This is a genomic window from Microvirga sp. jy35, from assembly GCF_056148915.1.
Window position 1 is genome coordinate 12,956 of sequence record NZ_JBWBEW010000019.1, and the last position, 14,237, is coordinate 27,192.

Annotated in this window: 17 protein-coding genes and 1 tRNA gene; 11 read left to right on the plus strand and 7 right to left on the minus strand. The window is 64.0% G+C overall.

Features of this window, described 5'->3' with window-relative positions:
- Nucleotides 1-251 precede the first annotated feature (251 nt).
- From AC0QTX_RS15245 to AC0QTX_RS15260, 4 genes are all read right to left on the minus strand, one after another.
- Nucleotides 252-425 carry a hypothetical protein gene (locus AC0QTX_RS15245; protein ID WP_474604668.1) on the minus strand — a complete coding sequence of 58 codons (174 nt, stop codon included), beginning with the start codon at nucleotides 423-425 and terminating at the stop codon, nucleotides 252-254.
- Between the two features lie 976 nt (nucleotides 426-1,401).
- The gene (locus tag AC0QTX_RS15250; RefSeq protein ID WP_474604669.1) at nucleotides 1,402-1,632 is read right to left on the minus strand and encodes a hypothetical protein; all 231 of its coding nucleotides are present in this window, start codon (nucleotides 1,630-1,632) and stop codon (nucleotides 1,402-1,404) included.
- A 49-nt stretch (nucleotides 1,633-1,681) separates the two neighbouring features.
- Nucleotides 1,682-1,828, minus strand: a complete 147-nt coding sequence (locus AC0QTX_RS15255; RefSeq protein WP_474604670.1) for a hypothetical protein — start codon at nucleotides 1,826-1,828, stop codon at nucleotides 1,682-1,684.
- 242 nt (nucleotides 1,829-2,070) lie between these two features.
- A tRNA-Ser gene (locus AC0QTX_RS15260) sits at nucleotides 2,071-2,160 on the minus strand.
- Nucleotides 2,161-2,366: 206 nt separating this feature from the next.
- On the opposite strand from AC0QTX_RS15260, the gene AC0QTX_RS15265 reads away from it, so the two are divergent.
- A complete protein-coding gene (locus AC0QTX_RS15265) occupies nucleotides 2,367-2,687 on the plus strand; it encodes a PetM family of cytochrome b6f complex subunit 7 (protein ID WP_474604671.1) in 321 nt (106 codons plus the stop codon).
- 85 nt (nucleotides 2,688-2,772) lie between these two features.
- The gene (gene msrA, locus AC0QTX_RS15270) at nucleotides 2,773-3,432 is read left to right on the plus strand and encodes a peptide-methionine (S)-S-oxide reductase MsrA (RefSeq protein ID WP_474604672.1); all 660 of its coding nucleotides are present in this window, start codon (nucleotides 2,773-2,775) and stop codon (nucleotides 3,430-3,432) included.
- A gap of 71 nt (nucleotides 3,433-3,503) precedes the next feature.
- Here the strand turns inward: msrA and mepA are convergent, their stop codons facing one another.
- A complete protein-coding gene (gene mepA / locus AC0QTX_RS15275; RefSeq protein WP_474604673.1) occupies nucleotides 3,504-4,424 on the minus strand; it encodes a penicillin-insensitive murein endopeptidase in 921 nt (306 codons plus the stop codon).
- Nucleotides 4,425-4,530: 106 nt separating this feature from the next.
- Entirely contained in the window at nucleotides 4,531-5,691 is a 1,161-nt protein-coding gene (locus tag AC0QTX_RS15280; protein ID WP_474604674.1) for an SDR family oxidoreductase, read from the minus strand.
- 188 nt (nucleotides 5,692-5,879) lie between these two features.
- On the opposite strand from AC0QTX_RS15280, the gene AC0QTX_RS15285 reads away from it, so the two are divergent.
- The 6 genes from AC0QTX_RS15285 to AC0QTX_RS15310 all read left to right on the plus strand — a co-directional run bounded on the left by AC0QTX_RS15285 (nucleotide 5,880) and on the right by AC0QTX_RS15310 (nucleotide 11,214).
- Entirely contained in the window at nucleotides 5,880-6,290 is a 411-nt protein-coding gene (locus AC0QTX_RS15285; protein WP_474604743.1) for a PRC-barrel domain-containing protein, read from the plus strand.
- Nucleotides 6,291-6,405: 115 nt separating this feature from the next.
- Nucleotides 6,406-7,311: a hypothetical protein gene (locus AC0QTX_RS15290; protein ID WP_474604675.1), complete on the plus strand. Its 906-nt coding sequence runs from the start codon at nucleotides 6,406-6,408 to the stop codon at nucleotides 7,309-7,311.
- 304 nt (nucleotides 7,312-7,615) lie between these two features.
- The gene (locus tag AC0QTX_RS15295) at nucleotides 7,616-8,581 is read left to right on the plus strand and encodes a DMT family transporter (protein WP_474604676.1); all 966 of its coding nucleotides are present in this window, start codon (nucleotides 7,616-7,618) and stop codon (nucleotides 8,579-8,581) included.
- Nucleotides 8,578-9,669 carry an ATP-dependent DNA helicase gene (locus tag AC0QTX_RS15300; RefSeq protein WP_474604677.1) on the plus strand — a complete coding sequence of 364 codons (1,092 nt, stop codon included), beginning with the start codon at nucleotides 8,578-8,580 and terminating at the stop codon, nucleotides 9,667-9,669. Before AC0QTX_RS15295 ends, AC0QTX_RS15300 begins: the two co-directional genes overlap by 4 nt.
- A 94-nt stretch (nucleotides 9,670-9,763) precedes the next feature.
- Nucleotides 9,764-9,937 carry a DUF1328 domain-containing protein gene (locus tag AC0QTX_RS15305; protein WP_036347532.1) on the plus strand — a complete coding sequence of 58 codons (174 nt, stop codon included), beginning with the start codon at nucleotides 9,764-9,766 and terminating at the stop codon, nucleotides 9,935-9,937.
- Nucleotides 9,938-10,125: 188 nt separating this feature from the next.
- A complete protein-coding gene (locus AC0QTX_RS15310; RefSeq protein ID WP_474604678.1) occupies nucleotides 10,126-11,214 on the plus strand; it encodes a TRAP transporter substrate-binding protein in 1,089 nt (362 codons plus the stop codon).
- 48 nt (nucleotides 11,215-11,262) lie between these two features.
- Here AC0QTX_RS15310 and AC0QTX_RS15315 read toward each other — a convergent pair whose 3' ends face one another.
- Complete coding sequence (locus tag AC0QTX_RS15315) at nucleotides 11,263-12,096, minus strand: lytic murein transglycosylase (protein ID WP_474604679.1); 834 nt, start codon at nucleotides 12,094-12,096, stop codon at nucleotides 11,263-11,265.
- A 140-nt stretch (nucleotides 12,097-12,236) separates the two neighbouring features.
- Here AC0QTX_RS15315 and AC0QTX_RS15320 point away from each other — a divergent pair, with 140 nt between their 5' ends.
- From AC0QTX_RS15320 to AC0QTX_RS15330, 3 genes are all read left to right on the plus strand, one after another.
- Nucleotides 12,237-12,857, plus strand: a complete 621-nt coding sequence (locus AC0QTX_RS15320) for a hypothetical protein (RefSeq protein ID WP_474604680.1) — start codon at nucleotides 12,237-12,239, stop codon at nucleotides 12,855-12,857.
- 93 nt (nucleotides 12,858-12,950) lie between these two features.
- Complete coding sequence (arsC, locus tag AC0QTX_RS15325; protein WP_474604681.1) at nucleotides 12,951-13,376, plus strand: arsenate reductase (glutaredoxin); 426 nt, start codon at nucleotides 12,951-12,953, stop codon at nucleotides 13,374-13,376.
- Nucleotides 13,377-13,444: 68 nt separating this feature from the next.
- Nucleotides 13,445-14,224, plus strand: coding sequence for an SDR family oxidoreductase (locus AC0QTX_RS15330; RefSeq protein ID WP_474604682.1), 780 nt, complete (start codon nucleotides 13,445-13,447; stop codon nucleotides 14,222-14,224).
- Nucleotides 14,225-14,237: the final 13 nt, after the last annotated feature.

A 14,237-nucleotide genomic window follows, 5' to 3' on the forward strand; every position in this document is an offset into this window, starting at 1 on the left:
TCGAGAGGAGCACGGCCTTGCCCAGGGAGCAAAGACAAGTTCCACCCCAGAGTGTTCGACCGGACAAAACTGAGAGGGCGACGGCCGATAAGCCCCGGCAGTCTGTCCGGAATACCGGAGCCAAACCGCCGATCAGACCAGTCGGCAAGACAGTGGCGGCTCCGGTTCGCCCGCCTGATCCTGATGGAGCGAGACTGGCAAGGCCAAAGCGGGAGCTCAAAACCCAGAGTGCGCGCTCGGCTGGAAGGCCGTCACCAGGAGCAGGTCAGCAGCTTCGACTGCTTGCTCATGACACTCGCAAGCTGCGCGACCGTGGCGGCCTTAGCCTTCCGAGTGATCTGCTGCCGGACAGCAGGCTTTGGTGAACTCTCGTCCGCCTTCGGTCTCAAGGGGTACCAGACATTGAACTCATCAGGAGGAGCCATGCTCCGGATACCTCTCGCTTCCATTGTCATCGCCGCCTTGCTGACAGCTCATCCCGTTGCCGCCAAGAATGGGGGCAATGGTGGAGGAAACGGCGGTGGCAACGGTAACGGCGCCGGCGGAAACAGTGGCAGCAATGGCAACAGCGGCGGCAATGGCGGGGGGAAGGACGGCGGGGGCAGCCAGGGTAACGGAAACGGTGGCGGTCAAGGTCAAGGAAACGGCAGCGGTGGAAGCAGTGGAGGCAGCAGCGGCGGCGGCAACGCCAACGGCGGCAGTGGCGGAAACAGTGGATCCAGCGGCAACAGCGGTGGCGGTGGAAGCAGCGGCGGACGCAGCGGTCAGGATAGCGGAGGTAGCAGCGGGGCTGGGCATGGAGGGGGCAGCGGCAGGAGCGGAGGGAGCGCGGAGGGCCGCGGCAGTCAGGGAGGCAACGCCAGCGGCGGCGTTGCCGGAGGAACCAGCAGCCAGGAGAATGGAAATACCGGCCGTGGAAGAGGAGCCGCCGGCGTCGGAGGTTTCGACCCTCGGGGGACCGGGAGCGTGGCCCCTCAGGCTGCTCCAAGTGCGCGGGCTCCAGGAAACGCGCCGGCGACGGCATCGGTCCCGACACGGGGGAACTCGGCCGAATTGAGCCTGCCGTCGTCGCTGATCCCCCGTCTTGAACCCTCTGATGCGGAAAGGGGAAGCTTGGTTGACGTACGAACTCAGCGAAACGGCGTTTCAGGCCAGATCGTCGAGGTGTGTCGCACGTCCATCGCAGCGGCGGCACTGCGCTATGGAGCCATCCGGGTGAACGCTGCCGGCGCCGGGCGGACAAGTCGTCTGCCGGATGGCGGCCTCATGGCTCCACTCCAGGTCAGCGTCGTATATGCCCGGGCAAATGCACGTCAGGTTCGCCAGTCACAAGTTGGATGCCGGCTCAACGCTGCTGGCTCGGTCGTGGCTTTACGCTGACGCCTCACGAGCCAGCCGGAATTACGTCGCCACTCCCGAAGGCCCTGTGGCGTGTTCTGCCGCGGCTTCATTCAACGCGAAGAGAAGAACGCCGATGTCGTCGTTCAGCAGCCTGATCGCGTTCCGAGCATACTCCCGGGAGCGCTCTTTGCTCGATGTAGGCCCGTTGTCCCATGGGCATGCGTGCTGTTCAGCCTCGTAGATCGCTCGCGCGACGAGCTCTACTGTGTGGTCGGTCCTTGATCTGCGCATCTTGAGATCTCCTGCTCCAAAAGCTTGACGTGTTCTGGCACGCTGTCCGTCAGATGCTCGCAAGCAAGAGGCTCGCCCCGATGAACGAGCTGACGGAGGTCACGAAGAGGAACGAAGCCCGTCCGAGCGAGGGGCCGGTATGGGCGCCATCCATCTGGTTCGAATGGAGGTTCTGCGAGTGCTGTTCGAGGGTCATGAGGCCTGTCCTGCGTTCTGAATGCCAATCCATGACTGGCAAACGCAGGCAGCTGTCGGGTTATTCCTTCACGAACTGTGTACGAGTGTTGCCGGGTCACAACCGTCGCCCCCGGTGATGTCGAGCCCGATCTGAACGTTCATTCCGGAACGCATTCGATGCGCCAGAGTGACGATCCTTATCACCGAGCTCTTTCAGGTTTTCGGAACAAACGCCTAATATTTCAGTAAGTTAGGCAATGATGGCGGAGGGAGCGGGATTCGAACCCGCGATACGGTTTCCCGTATACACACTTTCCAGGCGTGCGCCTTCAACCACTCGGCCACCCCTCCAGCATGAGCTTATGCAGCTCAGGAACCCTCGCGCGCCGGTCCGGCCGGCTGGTCAGGTTCTCCGCTTCCATCTGCGGAGCGCCCGTGTATCGCCAAATCGGGGCAAAAGGCAAGACCGAACTTGGGACAAATCATCCTGAATCGCCTTTGCCATTGCGACAAAAGAGATTAGATAATCTCCCCTCTGTTTGGAGAGGTATCCTCCCTTGAAGTTCTTAGCGCGTAGCCTCGGCCTCCTGCTCATCGCAGCAGGATTTGTTGGGTTGGTCATCGATGGGACCCGATCCATCGTCAACAATGCTGTATCATTCGCTCCCGTCGGCAAGGTGGCCGGCGTCATCTTCCCTGGAAGCATGGCCGGGCTGGAGGGAGGCGTCGCGCAGCGTAGCTATCCATGGTTGTGGGAACCGATCGCCACCTACGGACTTCAGCTGCCCGCTTCCGTGACAGGCTTCATTCTCGGCGCATTCCTGCTGTGGCTGGGCCAGAGGCCTCTCGAGCCCATCGGATATCTGGCCGAGCGCTGAGGCTTTCACAGCAAGGTGAGGCAGGCGGCCCCTCCCGTCAGAACAGGGTGATGATTACATAAGCGGGGTCACGCGAGGATCCCCCATGTTCAGCTTCCGTAAACGCACCGACCTGCCGAACGCCGCCGAGGCCCTGCCGGGCCGGTCCAGCCCCATCCCGACCGCGGAGCGGCATTTCATCAGCAACCGCCCGCTGCTGCCGCCCTACCCGGACGGCATGGAGAAGGCCCTGTTCGGTCTCGGCTGCTTCTGGGGCGCGGAGCGCAAGTTCTGGCAGATGGGCGACGGCATCTGGATCACCGCAGCCGGCTACGCGGCCGGCGCCACGCCGAACCCGACCTACGAGGAGGTCTGCTCAGGTCTCACCGGCCATAACGAGGTGGTGCTGGTGGTCTTCGACCCGAAGGTGATCTCCTACGACGCCCTGCTCAGGACATTCTGGGAAAGCCACGACCCGACCCAGGGTATGCGCCAGGGCAACGATGTCGGCACCCAGTACCGCTCGGGGATCTACGTGTTCGACGAGGATCAGCGCAAAGCCGCCGAGGCTTCCAAGGCCGCCTATGCCCAGGCGCTGGCCGCCAAGGGTTATGGGCCGGTCACCACGGAAATCGTCGAGGCCGGGCCATTCTACTTCGCCGAGGATTATCACCAGCAATACCTGGCCAAGAACCCCAATGGCTATTGCGGTCTGGGCGGCACGGGCGTGTCCTGCCCGGTCGGCGTCGATGTGGCGGCCGAGTAGGCTGATCCGTTCATTCTCAAGACGCGAGAGGGCGGTTCGCTTCCAGCAGGGGCGAGCCGCTCTCTTTTTATTCAGGGGCCGTCAGGCGCCTCGAGAACGCCGCGGCACTCGTTGGGCAGCTGCGCCATAGTCAAGGGCGGGCGGGGCTTGCCCGGCTTGGGATTCAGCATCTGGGGCGTGAACCAGGCCGCCAGCTCCGCTCCGCAGCCGTCGCCGCCGGGCGGCGGATCCTGATCGGAGCATCCTGCACTGCCGGCCGGACAGGCAAGGCGGATGTGGAAGTGGTAGTTGTGGCCCCACATGGGACGCACCTTGGTCAGCCAGCCGCGGTCCGCACCCGCCTCGCGGCAGAGGGCTTTCTTGATGGCGGGGTTCACGAAGATCCGGGCGACGCTCCTTTCCTGCGCGGCGGCGCGGATGAGGGCGGTGTGCTGCGGCGTCCAGCGGTTGGTATCCACGTCGAGCCAGTCGTCCCGCACCATGTTCGTCGCGGACATCTCTTCCCGCTCGGCCCGCGTGAGGCGGCGGTTGGGCATGGGGGTCAGCCAGATGTCCGCGTCCAGGCCGATCTGGTGCGAGGCGTGGCCTGTGATCATGGGGCCGCCGCGCGGCTGCGAGATGTCGCCGACGAGGAGCCCCGGCCATCCGTTGACGGAGGGAACCCGGGTGGCGAAGCGCTGCAGGAAGTCGATCAGCTGCGGGTGGCCCCAGTTACGGTTTCGGGACAGGCGCATGACCTGCCAGTTGTCGCCGTCGATCGGGATGGCTGCCGCGCCTGCGACGCAGCCGCGGGCATAGCCGCCGATGGAGCGCGGCCGCAGGTCGGCCGGCGTGGTGCGCCGGCCGAAGAGCTCCTTGGCGGCCAGCTTCGGATCGCCTGGATTGACGATCGGCGGCAGGGGCTTCGGGTTCAGGGTGCCCTTGTCCTGCGCGGCGGCAGAGCCCCCGATGACCAGAGCGAGCGCGATGGCGGAGAAGCGAATCGGATTCATGCGGGAAGGCTAACCCGCATCCCTCCACTTCGGAACGTGCCTCCGGCGGCCATCTTGTCGCTATCCAGGGAGGGGCCGGATCCGAGGTCCGGCCCCCTTCATGCCGTCAGTGCCGCGGCTGCGGACGGCCCTCATAGGGGCCGCGCTGGCTCACATGGCCCGGACCGAAGGTGCGCTTGTCGTGGCCGTTGCCGGTACGCCGCATGGTGGGCTGGTAGCGCGGCGTCGGACGCTTGGCCTGGCGCCGGCGTCCGCCTCCTGCCAGGGAGGGCACGAACAGGGCTGCGATGCCGGCCGCGACGCCTGCCAGAACAGCTGCCGTGACGAAGGGGTGGAGCTGCGCCTCGAGAAGCAGGCTCGTCTTGCGCGGCTCGCCGGGAAGGGACGAGTACACGTCGCCGTCCTCGCGGGCCCGATAGAGGTTGTCGCGCATACCCGGACGCTCCGGCTGATCCGTCGTCTGCGAGCCGTAGCCCGTCCACTCCATGGCCTTGTCCATCAGCCGCGGGGCCACCTTGCCCATGGCGCCGATGATCCAGCCGCCGAAGCCGACGGTGATCTCGCGCCGCTGGTGTTCTGCCGCGAACACGATCGCCTTGCCGACGAGATGCGGATCGTAGGCCGGCGGAGGAACGGCGTTATTGTGATCGAGGTAGTTGCGGGCATGCTCGACATAAGGCGTGTCGATGGAGGAGGGCTTGATGAGCGTGATCGCAATCGGAGCATCCTGGTTCTCCAGCTCCATGCGCAGACCGTCGGTGAACGCCTTCACCGCATGCTTGGAGGCGGAATACTGGGTCTGCAGGATCATGGTCCGCTCGGACAGGACGCTGCCGACATTGATGATGGTGCCGCCGCGCCGGCGCATGTGGTCGGCTGCGATCATGGAGCCGTTGACGACGCCCCAGTAGTTCACGTCGAAAAGCTGCCGCTGGTCCTCCATGGGGATTTCGTTGAGGTTCCCGTACAGGGCGACGGCTGCATCGTTCACCCAGGTATCGAAACCGCCGAAGGTGTCGATCGCCGTGCGCGCCACACGCTCCAGGTCCTCCCGCTTGCTCACATCCGCCGCCACCGCGACGGCGCGGGTGCGGCCATGGCTGAGCTCGTCGGCGATCTTGCGCAGGGCCTCCTCGTTGCGCGCCACAAGGACGAGGCCTCTGGCGCCGCGCTCGGCAAACAGGTGCGCTGTTGCAAGTCCAATGCCGCTGGATGCGCCGGTGATCACGACCACCTGCTCCTCGACCGGCTTCTGGCGAACCGCCATGGCAATCTCCCTCATATTCTCACGTTTCCGAAAACGTTGATCAACGTGAGGGCGGTAAGGGGGTTCCTAAGGCAGCGCTTGGCGCAGGGGCAAAGCCTTGGAATGCCTGGAGAAGGGGGACGCGGAATCGGAACCGGGTTTTCAACCCGAGCGTTGCCTTAGGATCTCACAGACGAAGGAGCGAGATGATGGAGACGACGGCACAGAGTGGCGACGTTCGCGAAACCCATAGCCTGATCGCCAGCGACAAGGTTGAGGGAACGCCCGTCCGCCGCTCGGACGGTGAGAAGATCGGGACGATCGAGCGTGTGATGATCGAGAAGCGGTCCGGCAAGGTGGCCTATGCGGTCATGAGCTTCGGCGGCTTCATGGGCCTCGGCGAGGAATACTACACGCTTCCCTGGAGCGTCCTGAAGTACAATACCGAGCTCGACGCGTATGAGCTGAATCTCTCCGAGGATCAGCTGCGCGGCGCCCCCCGGCGCAGTGCGGAAGGGCACGATGCCTCCTATGACCGGGAATGGGAGGAGCACGTCCACCGCTACTACAATGCCACCCCCTACTGGGGTGCCAGCGACCCGATGAGCACGGGCCGCTAACCGGACCCCAACTTGCAAAAAGAAATCGCCCGGCTTTCACCGGGCGATTTTTTTGTGCATGCGCCGGACGATGGGGAAGCCTATCCCGGCGCGTGCGGCATGTGCGACTTAACGCTTGGACTTCGAGGGGCTCTTACGCGAGCTCGAAGAACGGGAGCCGGACGAGCGCTTGGCCACATTGCCCGACTTCTTCGTGGAAGAGGTCCGGCTCGAAGCGGCGGCAGCGCGCTTGGGCGCCGACTTGGAAGCGCTGCGCGACTTGGACGCAGAGCTGCGGGACGAGGACTTCACCGCGCCGCGGCTGGAGCTGCGCGAAGTAGTCTTCTTGGCCGAAGAGCGCGATGCGCCGGAGCGAGCCGACGAGGACTTGCGGGCTGCCGACGAGGTCGACTTGGCCGAAGTCTTCTTGGCGGTCGACTTCTTGGCCGCGGTCTTCTTGGCGGTGCTCTTCTTCGCCGCTGTGTTCTTAGCGGTGGTCTTCTTGGCGCCGGACTTTGCCGAGGACTTGGCGGCCGACTTGGCCGAGGTCTTCTTGGCAGCCGTCTTCTTCGCCGTGGTCTTCTTGGCGCCGGACTTGGCCGAAGACTTCGAGGCCGACTTCGAGGTCGACTTCGCAGCCGTCTTCTTGGCCGTCGTCTTCTTGGCGCCCGAGCTCTTCGAGCCCGATTTCTTGGTGCTGGAGGAGCCGCTGCGAGAGCTGCTCTTCTTCGCGGTCTTCTTGGTGCTGGTCGCACCGGTGTCACCCGTGAACAGCATCGTCAGCGGGTTCTTGGTATCTGTCGGCATTGCCGCCTCCTTCAAGGGCCTTCGCGTGCAACCGTCACGCTTGCAAGGCAACGTCGTTATACCAAGGGGGTTCCGAATAACGGAAAGTGTAGACAGTAGAACGCGCACTTTTTCTGTGGATATGTTGCCCGGCGCTGCTCTCTTCACTTGCGGATGCAAGACTCAATATCGGGTGCACGATGAGGCAGTTAGGGACTCTTCTTCAGAGGCTTCGGCATCATCGGCCAGCCAGTGAGGCTGTCGCGTACTGTTGAAAAAATCATTAGTATTCAGATGCTTATATGATGTCGAAAGTTGATCTCTGTCATTGCGCGAGTATTCGAACATCTTCAAGAACGTTCAACGCCGCGGTGGAATCCTCTTCACTCCGAGAGGGAAGATCAGGGCATTTCATGCATCCGACGATGCGCTCTGACATGGTTCGAAAAAAATCGTCTCCGCGGCATGACGTGCGGCATGGGAGCCTCCATTCGCGTCAAGAATCACGTTCGATGATTCATCGTCCGAGGTGTGGCCCGCCGGATCGAAGATGATCGCTCATGCGCGCCTTGGTCGCTGGAGGCTTCGTGTCGATGAAGGCTTCACGCCGCAGAAGTGGCAGGGTAAGCGGAAGAGGCATTCACATCGTCTGGTCCATCGTGCCCCAACGCCGCATCCTTGCCGTCGTCCTCTGGATGAGCGGAGCGCTCCTCGCCTTCTCGGCAACGGCTATCGCCGTGCGTGCGCTCGCGCCCACCTTCTCGATCTTCGAGATGCTGGCGGTCCGCAATGCCGCCGGCGTCATGATCCTGCTCGCTCTTGCGCTCGTCAGGCCTGAGGTGAGGCCTGGCCTGAAGCCGCGGCGCTTCCGCCTGCATCTCATGCGCAACGTCCTGCACTTCGCCGGCACCGATGGATGGGCTTTCGGCCTGACGCTCTTGCCGCTCGCAACGGTCTTCGCGCTCGAATTCACCACACCGGCCTGGGTGGCGCTGCTGGCGATTCCCCTGCTCAAGGAGCAGATGACCCGAGGGCGATTGGTGGCGGTCATCCTTGGATTCATCGGCATTCTCGTGATCCTGCGGCCGGGGCTGGAAACCTTGCAGCCGGCCAGTTTCCTGATGCTCGGAGTGGCCTTCAGCTTCGCCCTCGTGGCCATCATGACCAAGCGCCTCACGATGACCGAGAGCACGTTCTCGATCCTGTTCTTCATGAACCTGCTGCAGCTGCCCATGAACCTCGCGGGCGTGAGCCGAGCCTTCTGGCTTCAGGTCGAGCAGGCCCACGTGCTGCCTCTGATCGGCATCTCCCTCGGCGGCCTGCTGGCGCATTACTGCCTGACCAATGCCTATCGTCAGGGGGACGCCACGATGGTCGTACCCCTCGACTTCATGCGTATCCCGCTGATCGCTTTCGTGGGCTGGCAGTTCTATGGCGAGCCGCTCGATCCTTATGTCTTCCTGGGAAGCTTCTGCATCATCGTCGGTCTTCTCTATTCCTTGAACCGCGAGGCACGCTCCGCATGACCTGGTCACCGCAACAGGATGCAGCCCTGAAAGCCGTCGCCGACTGGCTGCGCCGTGGTGACCGCCCGGTGTTCCGGCTGTTCGGCTATGCCGGCACCGGCAAGACGACGCTTGCCAAGCACATCGCCGAGCACGTGGATGGCGACGTGGCCTTCGGCGCCTATACGGGCAAGGCGGCGCTCGTGCTGCGCACGAAGGGCTGCACGGATGCCTCCACCATCCATTCCATGATCTACCGCTCGCGGGAGTCGGACGAGAACGGTCCGCAATTCGTGCTCAACCGCCAGAGCCCGGCCTCCAAGGCCGACCTCATCATCATCGATGAATGCTCCATGGTGGACGAGGAGCTGGGTCGCGATCTCCTGTCCTTCGGGCAGCCCGTTCTCGTGCTCGGCGACCCGGCGCAGCTGCCGCCGGTCAAGGGCGGCGGCTTCTTTACGGAGGGCGAGCCCGACGTGATGCTCACGGAGGTGCATCGCCAGGCCAAGGACAACCCGATCATCCATCTCTCCATGCAGGTCCGCGAAGGCGGGCGCCTCGAGCCGGGCATCCATGGAGAGAGCCGCATCATCCGCCGTCGCGAGATCGATGCCGCCGCCGTCATGGCGGCCGATCAGGTGCTGGTCGGTCTCAACAAGACGCGGCGCCTCTACAACACCCGCCTGCGCGAGTTGAACGGCTACCGCGATCCCATGCCGGCAGCGGGCGAGAAGCTCGTCTGCCTGCGCAACGACAAGACCAAGGGTCTGCTCAATGGCGGCACCTGGACCATCCAGGCCCTGCGCGGCATCCGCAACGACTTCATCCGCATGGATGTGCTTCCCGACGACGATGTCCGTCGCCGGTCCGTGGAAGTGGCCGTGCACAAGGCTTTCTTCGAGGGCACCGAGGAGGAGGTGCCCTTCGTCCTGCGCAAGGAATCGGACGAGTTCACCTATGGCTACGCGCTGACCGTGCACAAGGCTCAAGGATCCCAGTGGGACGATCTCGTGCTCTTCGACGAATCCTACGCGTTCCGCGAGCACCGCAGCCGCTGGCTCTACACCGCCCTGACACGAGCGGCGGAGAAGATTACCATCGTGGTCTAGAAGGCAGCTTCCGGCTTCCGGGCGCATGCGGGAACCCGATCAAGCTTGAGCGCTTATGCCAGGAGCTGGACAGTAAACGATAAAGGTTGCCGACATGCTCAAATGGGCTCTGATCTTCCTCGTCATCTCCCTCGTGGCCGGTGCCCTGGGCTTCACGGGGATCGCCTCCGGGGCCCGCAGCATCGCCAAGGTCCTGTTCGGCATCTTCCTGCTGATCTTCGTGATCTTCATTCTGCTGGCCTGGGGGGCGGGCGAGCTGATCTTCTAGGATGCCGCCTGACGTTCCTGTGGCCGGTCACGCATGCGCCATGCGCATGAAGTCCCTGCTTCGAAAGCTCTGCCTTCTTTCCGAAGGCTCGCTATAGGGGCCGTTCAACTTTTTACGTTTGAGCGCGCTTGCGGGAAACTTTCTGTCTCGTATGCGCCTTGAAGCGTAAACGAACGAAAGGGACGCCCATGAAACGTCGTGCATTCCTCCAAGCTGCATCGATCGGCGCGGCATCGACCGCCATCGCCGCTCCGGCCATCGCCCAGTCGAATCCGGAAATCCGCTGGCGGTTGACCTCGGCCTTCCCGAAATCCCTCGATACCCTGTTCGGAGGCGGCGAGACGCTCGCCAAGCTCGTCTCCGAAGCCACGGACGGCAAGTTCCAGATCCAGCCCTTCGCACCCGGCGAGATCGTCGGCGCTCCTCAGGCCCTCGATGCCATCGCGGGCGGAACGGTGGAGATGGGCCACACCTGCTCCTACTACTATGTCGGCAAGGACCCGACCTTCGCCATCGGCACGACCTTGCCCTTCGGCCTTAATTCACGCCAGACCAACGCCTGGCTCTACCACGGCGGTGGCAATGCGCTGCTGAACGAGTTCTACGCCAAGCACAACGTTTACGCTCTGCCGGCAGGCAATACCGGCGTGCAGATGGGCGGCTGGTTCCGCAAGGAGATCAAGGCCGTCCAGGACCTGCAGGGCCTGAAGATGCGCATCGCTGGTCTCGCGGGACAGATCATGGGCAAGCTCGGCGTCGTGCCGCAGCAGATCGCCGGCGGCGATCTCTATCCGTCGCTGGAGCGCGGCACCATCGACGCCGCCGAGTGGGTCGCTCCCTACGACGACGAGAAGCTCGGCCTCAACAAGGTGGCCCCGTACTACTACTATCCTGGCTTCTGGGAAGGCGGCCCCGCCATCCACTTCTACATCAACCTGCAGAAGTGGAACGAGCTGCCCAAGACCTATCAGGCTGCCCTCCAGGCAGCGGCCGGCTATGTCAATGTGGACACGCAGGCGAAGTACGATGCCAAGAACCCGGCGGCCCTCCGCAGCCTCATCGGCGCCGGAGCGCAGCTGCGTCCGTTCTCTCAGGAGATCATGGATGCGGCCTACAAGGCAGCCAACGAGGTCTATGACGAGACCTCGGCCAAGAACGCCGACTTCAAGAAGCTCTATGACAGCTACAAGGCTTTCCGGAACGAGGAGTATCTCTGGTTCCAGGTGGCTGAATACGCCTTCGACACCTTCATGATCCGCGCCCGCGCCCGCGGCTGACCCGTCGTATGAAAAAGGCGGGCCCTGAGCCCGCCTTTTTCCAGGATATCACTGAGTCGCGAAGGCCGAGGTGTCTTCGCCCGCGAGCTTCTTCGCGTAGAAGGCGATGGTCTTCGCATAGACCTGCGACTTGTTCCAGGCTCGGATGGCTTCGAAGTTCGGGGTGCCCGGCTCCCAGTCGGCGCCTTTCACCCAGCCATGCCCTCGCAGATAATTGGCCGTCGAGGCGAGCACGTCCGCCGGGCTGCGCAGGAGATCAGCGCGCCCGTCGCCGTCGAAGTCGACTGCGTATTTCACATAGGACGACGGCATGAACTGGGTCTGGCCCATTTCGCCCGCCCAGGCCCCGCGCATCTCGGCCGGAGACAGGTCGCCCCTCTCGACGATCCTCAGCGCATCGAACAGATGTGCCTTGAAGAAGTCGGAGCGCCGGCAATCATAGGCCAGCGTCGCGACCGAGCGGATCACCGGCAGGTTGCCCCTCACGGCGCCGAAATCGGTCTCGAGCCCCCAGATCGCCACGAGCACCGGAGCCGGCACGCCGAAGCGCTGCTCGATGCGGGAGAGCGTTCCCGCATGCCGCTGCAGCATGTTGGCGCCGCCCTTGAGGCGGCCGGCGGACACCATACGGCCGGCGAATTGCTCGAAGCTCTGCTTGAACACGCCCTGGCCGCGATCCTTCTTGATCACGCTCTGATCCAAGGTGACGCCGGACAGGCCCTTCTGGACGGCCTGGGCCGAGATGCCCTGTGCCACGGCTTCCTGCGCGATGTCGTCGAGCCATTTCTCGAAACCTGCCGGATCCCGGCAGGTGGCGGCGGTCGCCTGGCCTGCTGCGAGCAGGGTGGCCGCGATGAGCGAGGCGCGTATGAAGGCCTGCATGAAGTCTCTCCAGGTTCTTTCCGTTCCTGAGCGAGGTAGGGCCCATCTCCGGCAACTCAAGATCACAGGTCCCCGAGGCAACCGGCGCAGTTCCAATGCGTTGCCATGAAGATGAGGGGCCGTCCCAGTGGGAGGATCGAGTGCGTAGCGTCAAATCCTGGCGAGCAGGGGCATGCCAAGCCGCGATTCTGGTCCTGCTCTCCTGCGCTTCCGGCACGCAGGCCGCGAATGGGCCGCTTGATGAGCCGATGAGCAGCGAACCTGTTCAGGTGCGCTTCGATCCCATGATACGGCAGACTTCGGTGTCGGGTGCCGTCCCATCGGGTCTCTGCTTCTCTTTCTCACTCCCCGAGGAGTGGCGCCCCACCGCTCGAGGGCTGAAGTCCGCCCTTTCGGATGTGGAGATCGGCATCGGCCTTCGCTCCGCCGGAGAGCTCCGCGACCTGCCGCAGCCGGATCTCGCAAGCCGCGACGCGGCCATCCTGCAGAGGGACTACGAGGAGCTTCTCGGGCGTCCCGCGCAATCGGTCTCCCTGTCGTCCCACGGAAAGGCCGCGCGCTGGTCCGCAACCTGGACCGACGTCAACCTGCCGAGCGCATCGCAGAGCATGACGGTCGGTGCACTCATCGTTCCGCTCTCGGCCGAATGGGTGCTCGAGCTCTCCGTCGACGGCGTGGAAACTCAGGCGGCCTATGATGCTCTCGCGCAGCGGCTGCTGACGCGATTGCAGGTGCAGGGCAGGGCGGCCTGCCACGGCTGAAGCCAAATCGGTATTGAACACATCCCGTCTGCCCGTTAGCCATTCACGGTAGCCGGACCGCAATCGTCTTCGCGCAAGGACCAAGGATCAGCCATGGATGTGATCATCTACCACAATCCCCAATGCGGCACCTCCCGCAACACGCTTGCGATGATCCGCAACGCGGGAATCGAGCCGCACATCGTCGAGTACCTGAAATGCCCGCCCACGCGCCTGCTCCTGCGCCAGCTCATCGCGCGCATGGGGGTGAGCGTCCGCGATGTGATCCGCCAGAAGGGAACGCCTTATCAGGAACTCGGCCTCGACGATCCGTCCCTCAGCGACAATCAGCTGCTCGACGCCATGATGGAGAACCCGGTCCTGATCAACAGGCCCATCGTGGTCACGCCGCTCGGCGCCAGGCTCTGCCGTCCATCGGAAGCGGTGCTCGACATCCTGCCGCCGCAGCAGGGCGAGTTCGTCAAGGAGGACGGCGAGCCGGTGGTGGATGCCGTAAGACGGCGCGTCGGCATCGCCTGAAGCGCCGGGAACAAGCCGGCGCTCCTCCGGTTCAGTGACAGGACGATCCCATCACCGGAGGAAAGACTATGGAGCTTCAAGGCAAGGTCGCGCTGGTCACGGGCGCAGGATCCGGCATCGGCAAGGCGGCGGCCCTGTGCTTCGCCCGCGAGGGAGCCATGGTCGGCGTGCTCAGTCATACGGACGACGAGATCCGCAAGACCGCGCAGGAGATCGAGCGGGCCGGAGGCAAGGCCATCCCGCTCGTTGCCGATGTGGGGGACGAAAGCCAGATGAAAAAGGCCGTGGCCGATCTCGTCCAGGCCTACGGACGGCTCGACATCGTCTTCGCCAATGCGGGGATCAACGGCGTCTGGGCGCCCATCGACGAGCTGCAGCCGGAGGAATGGGACCGTACCATCAACACGAATCTGCGCGGCACCTATCTGACGATCCACTATGCAGTGCCGCACCTGAAGACAGCGGGCGGCTCCATCGTCATCACGGCCTCCATCAACGGCACGCGCACCTTCACGAGCGCGGGCGCCACGGCGTATTCCGCCACCAAGGCCGCCCAGGTGGCGATGGCCCAGATGCTGGCCGTGGAGCTCGCCAAGCACAAGATCCGCGTCAACGTGGTCTGCCCCGGCAAGATCGGCACCGAGATCATGGAGAACACGGACAAGCGCAACACCGAGGAGGCGGAGGTTCCCGCCGAGTACCCGGAAGGCCCGATTCCGCTGACCGGCGAGGAGCCCGGCACGAGCGAGGAGGTGGCGGAGCTCGTGCTCTTCCTCGCTTCTGATCGCGCCCACCACATCACCGGCACGCCGGTCTGGATCGACGGCGCGCAATCGCTGCTGGTGTAATCGCAGCGGCAAG

Bases quoted from the DNA above. Each gene is read 5' to 3' on its own strand.
- AC0QTX_RS15245 (WP_474604668.1), bottom strand. From the start codon at position 425: ATGGCTCCTCCTGATGAGTTCAATGTCTGGTACCCCTTGAGACCGAAG.
- msrA (WP_474604672.1), top strand. From the start codon at position 2,773: ATGTTCAGCTTCCGTAAACGCACCGACCTGCCGAACGCCGCCGAGGCC.
- AC0QTX_RS15255 (WP_474604670.1), bottom strand. From the start codon at position 1,828: ATGACCCTCGAACAGCACTCGCAGAACCTCCATTCGAACCAGATGGAT.
- AC0QTX_RS15315 (WP_474604679.1), bottom strand. From the start codon at position 12,096: ATGCAGGCCTTCATACGCGCCTCGCTCATCGCGGCCACCCTGCTCGCA.
- AC0QTX_RS15250 (WP_474604669.1), bottom strand. From the start codon at position 1,632: ATGCGCAGATCAAGGACCGACCACACAGTAGAGCTCGTCGCGCGAGCG.
- mepA (WP_474604673.1), bottom strand. From the start codon at position 4,424: ATGAATCCGATTCGCTTCTCCGCCATCGCGCTCGCTCTGGTCATCGGG.
- arsC (WP_474604681.1), top strand. From the start codon at position 12,951: ATGGATGTGATCATCTACCACAATCCCCAATGCGGCACCTCCCGCAAC.
- AC0QTX_RS15310 (WP_474604678.1), top strand. From the start codon at position 10,126: ATGAAACGTCGTGCATTCCTCCAAGCTGCATCGATCGGCGCGGCATCG.
- AC0QTX_RS15280 (WP_474604674.1), bottom strand. From the start codon at position 5,691: ATGGCGGTTCGCCAGAAGCCGGTCGAGGAGCAGGTGGTCGTGATCACC.
- AC0QTX_RS15330 (WP_474604682.1), top strand. From the start codon at position 13,445: ATGGAGCTTCAAGGCAAGGTCGCGCTGGTCACGGGCGCAGGATCCGGC.
- AC0QTX_RS15300 (WP_474604677.1), top strand. From the start codon at position 8,578: ATGACCTGGTCACCGCAACAGGATGCAGCCCTGAAAGCCGTCGCCGAC.
- AC0QTX_RS15285 (WP_474604743.1), top strand. From the start codon at position 5,880: ATGGAGACGACGGCACAGAGTGGCGACGTTCGCGAAACCCATAGCCTG.
- AC0QTX_RS15305 (WP_036347532.1), top strand. From the start codon at position 9,764: ATGCTCAAATGGGCTCTGATCTTCCTCGTCATCTCCCTCGTGGCCGGT.
- AC0QTX_RS15295 (WP_474604676.1), top strand. From the start codon at position 7,616: ATGCGCGCCTTGGTCGCTGGAGGCTTCGTGTCGATGAAGGCTTCACGC.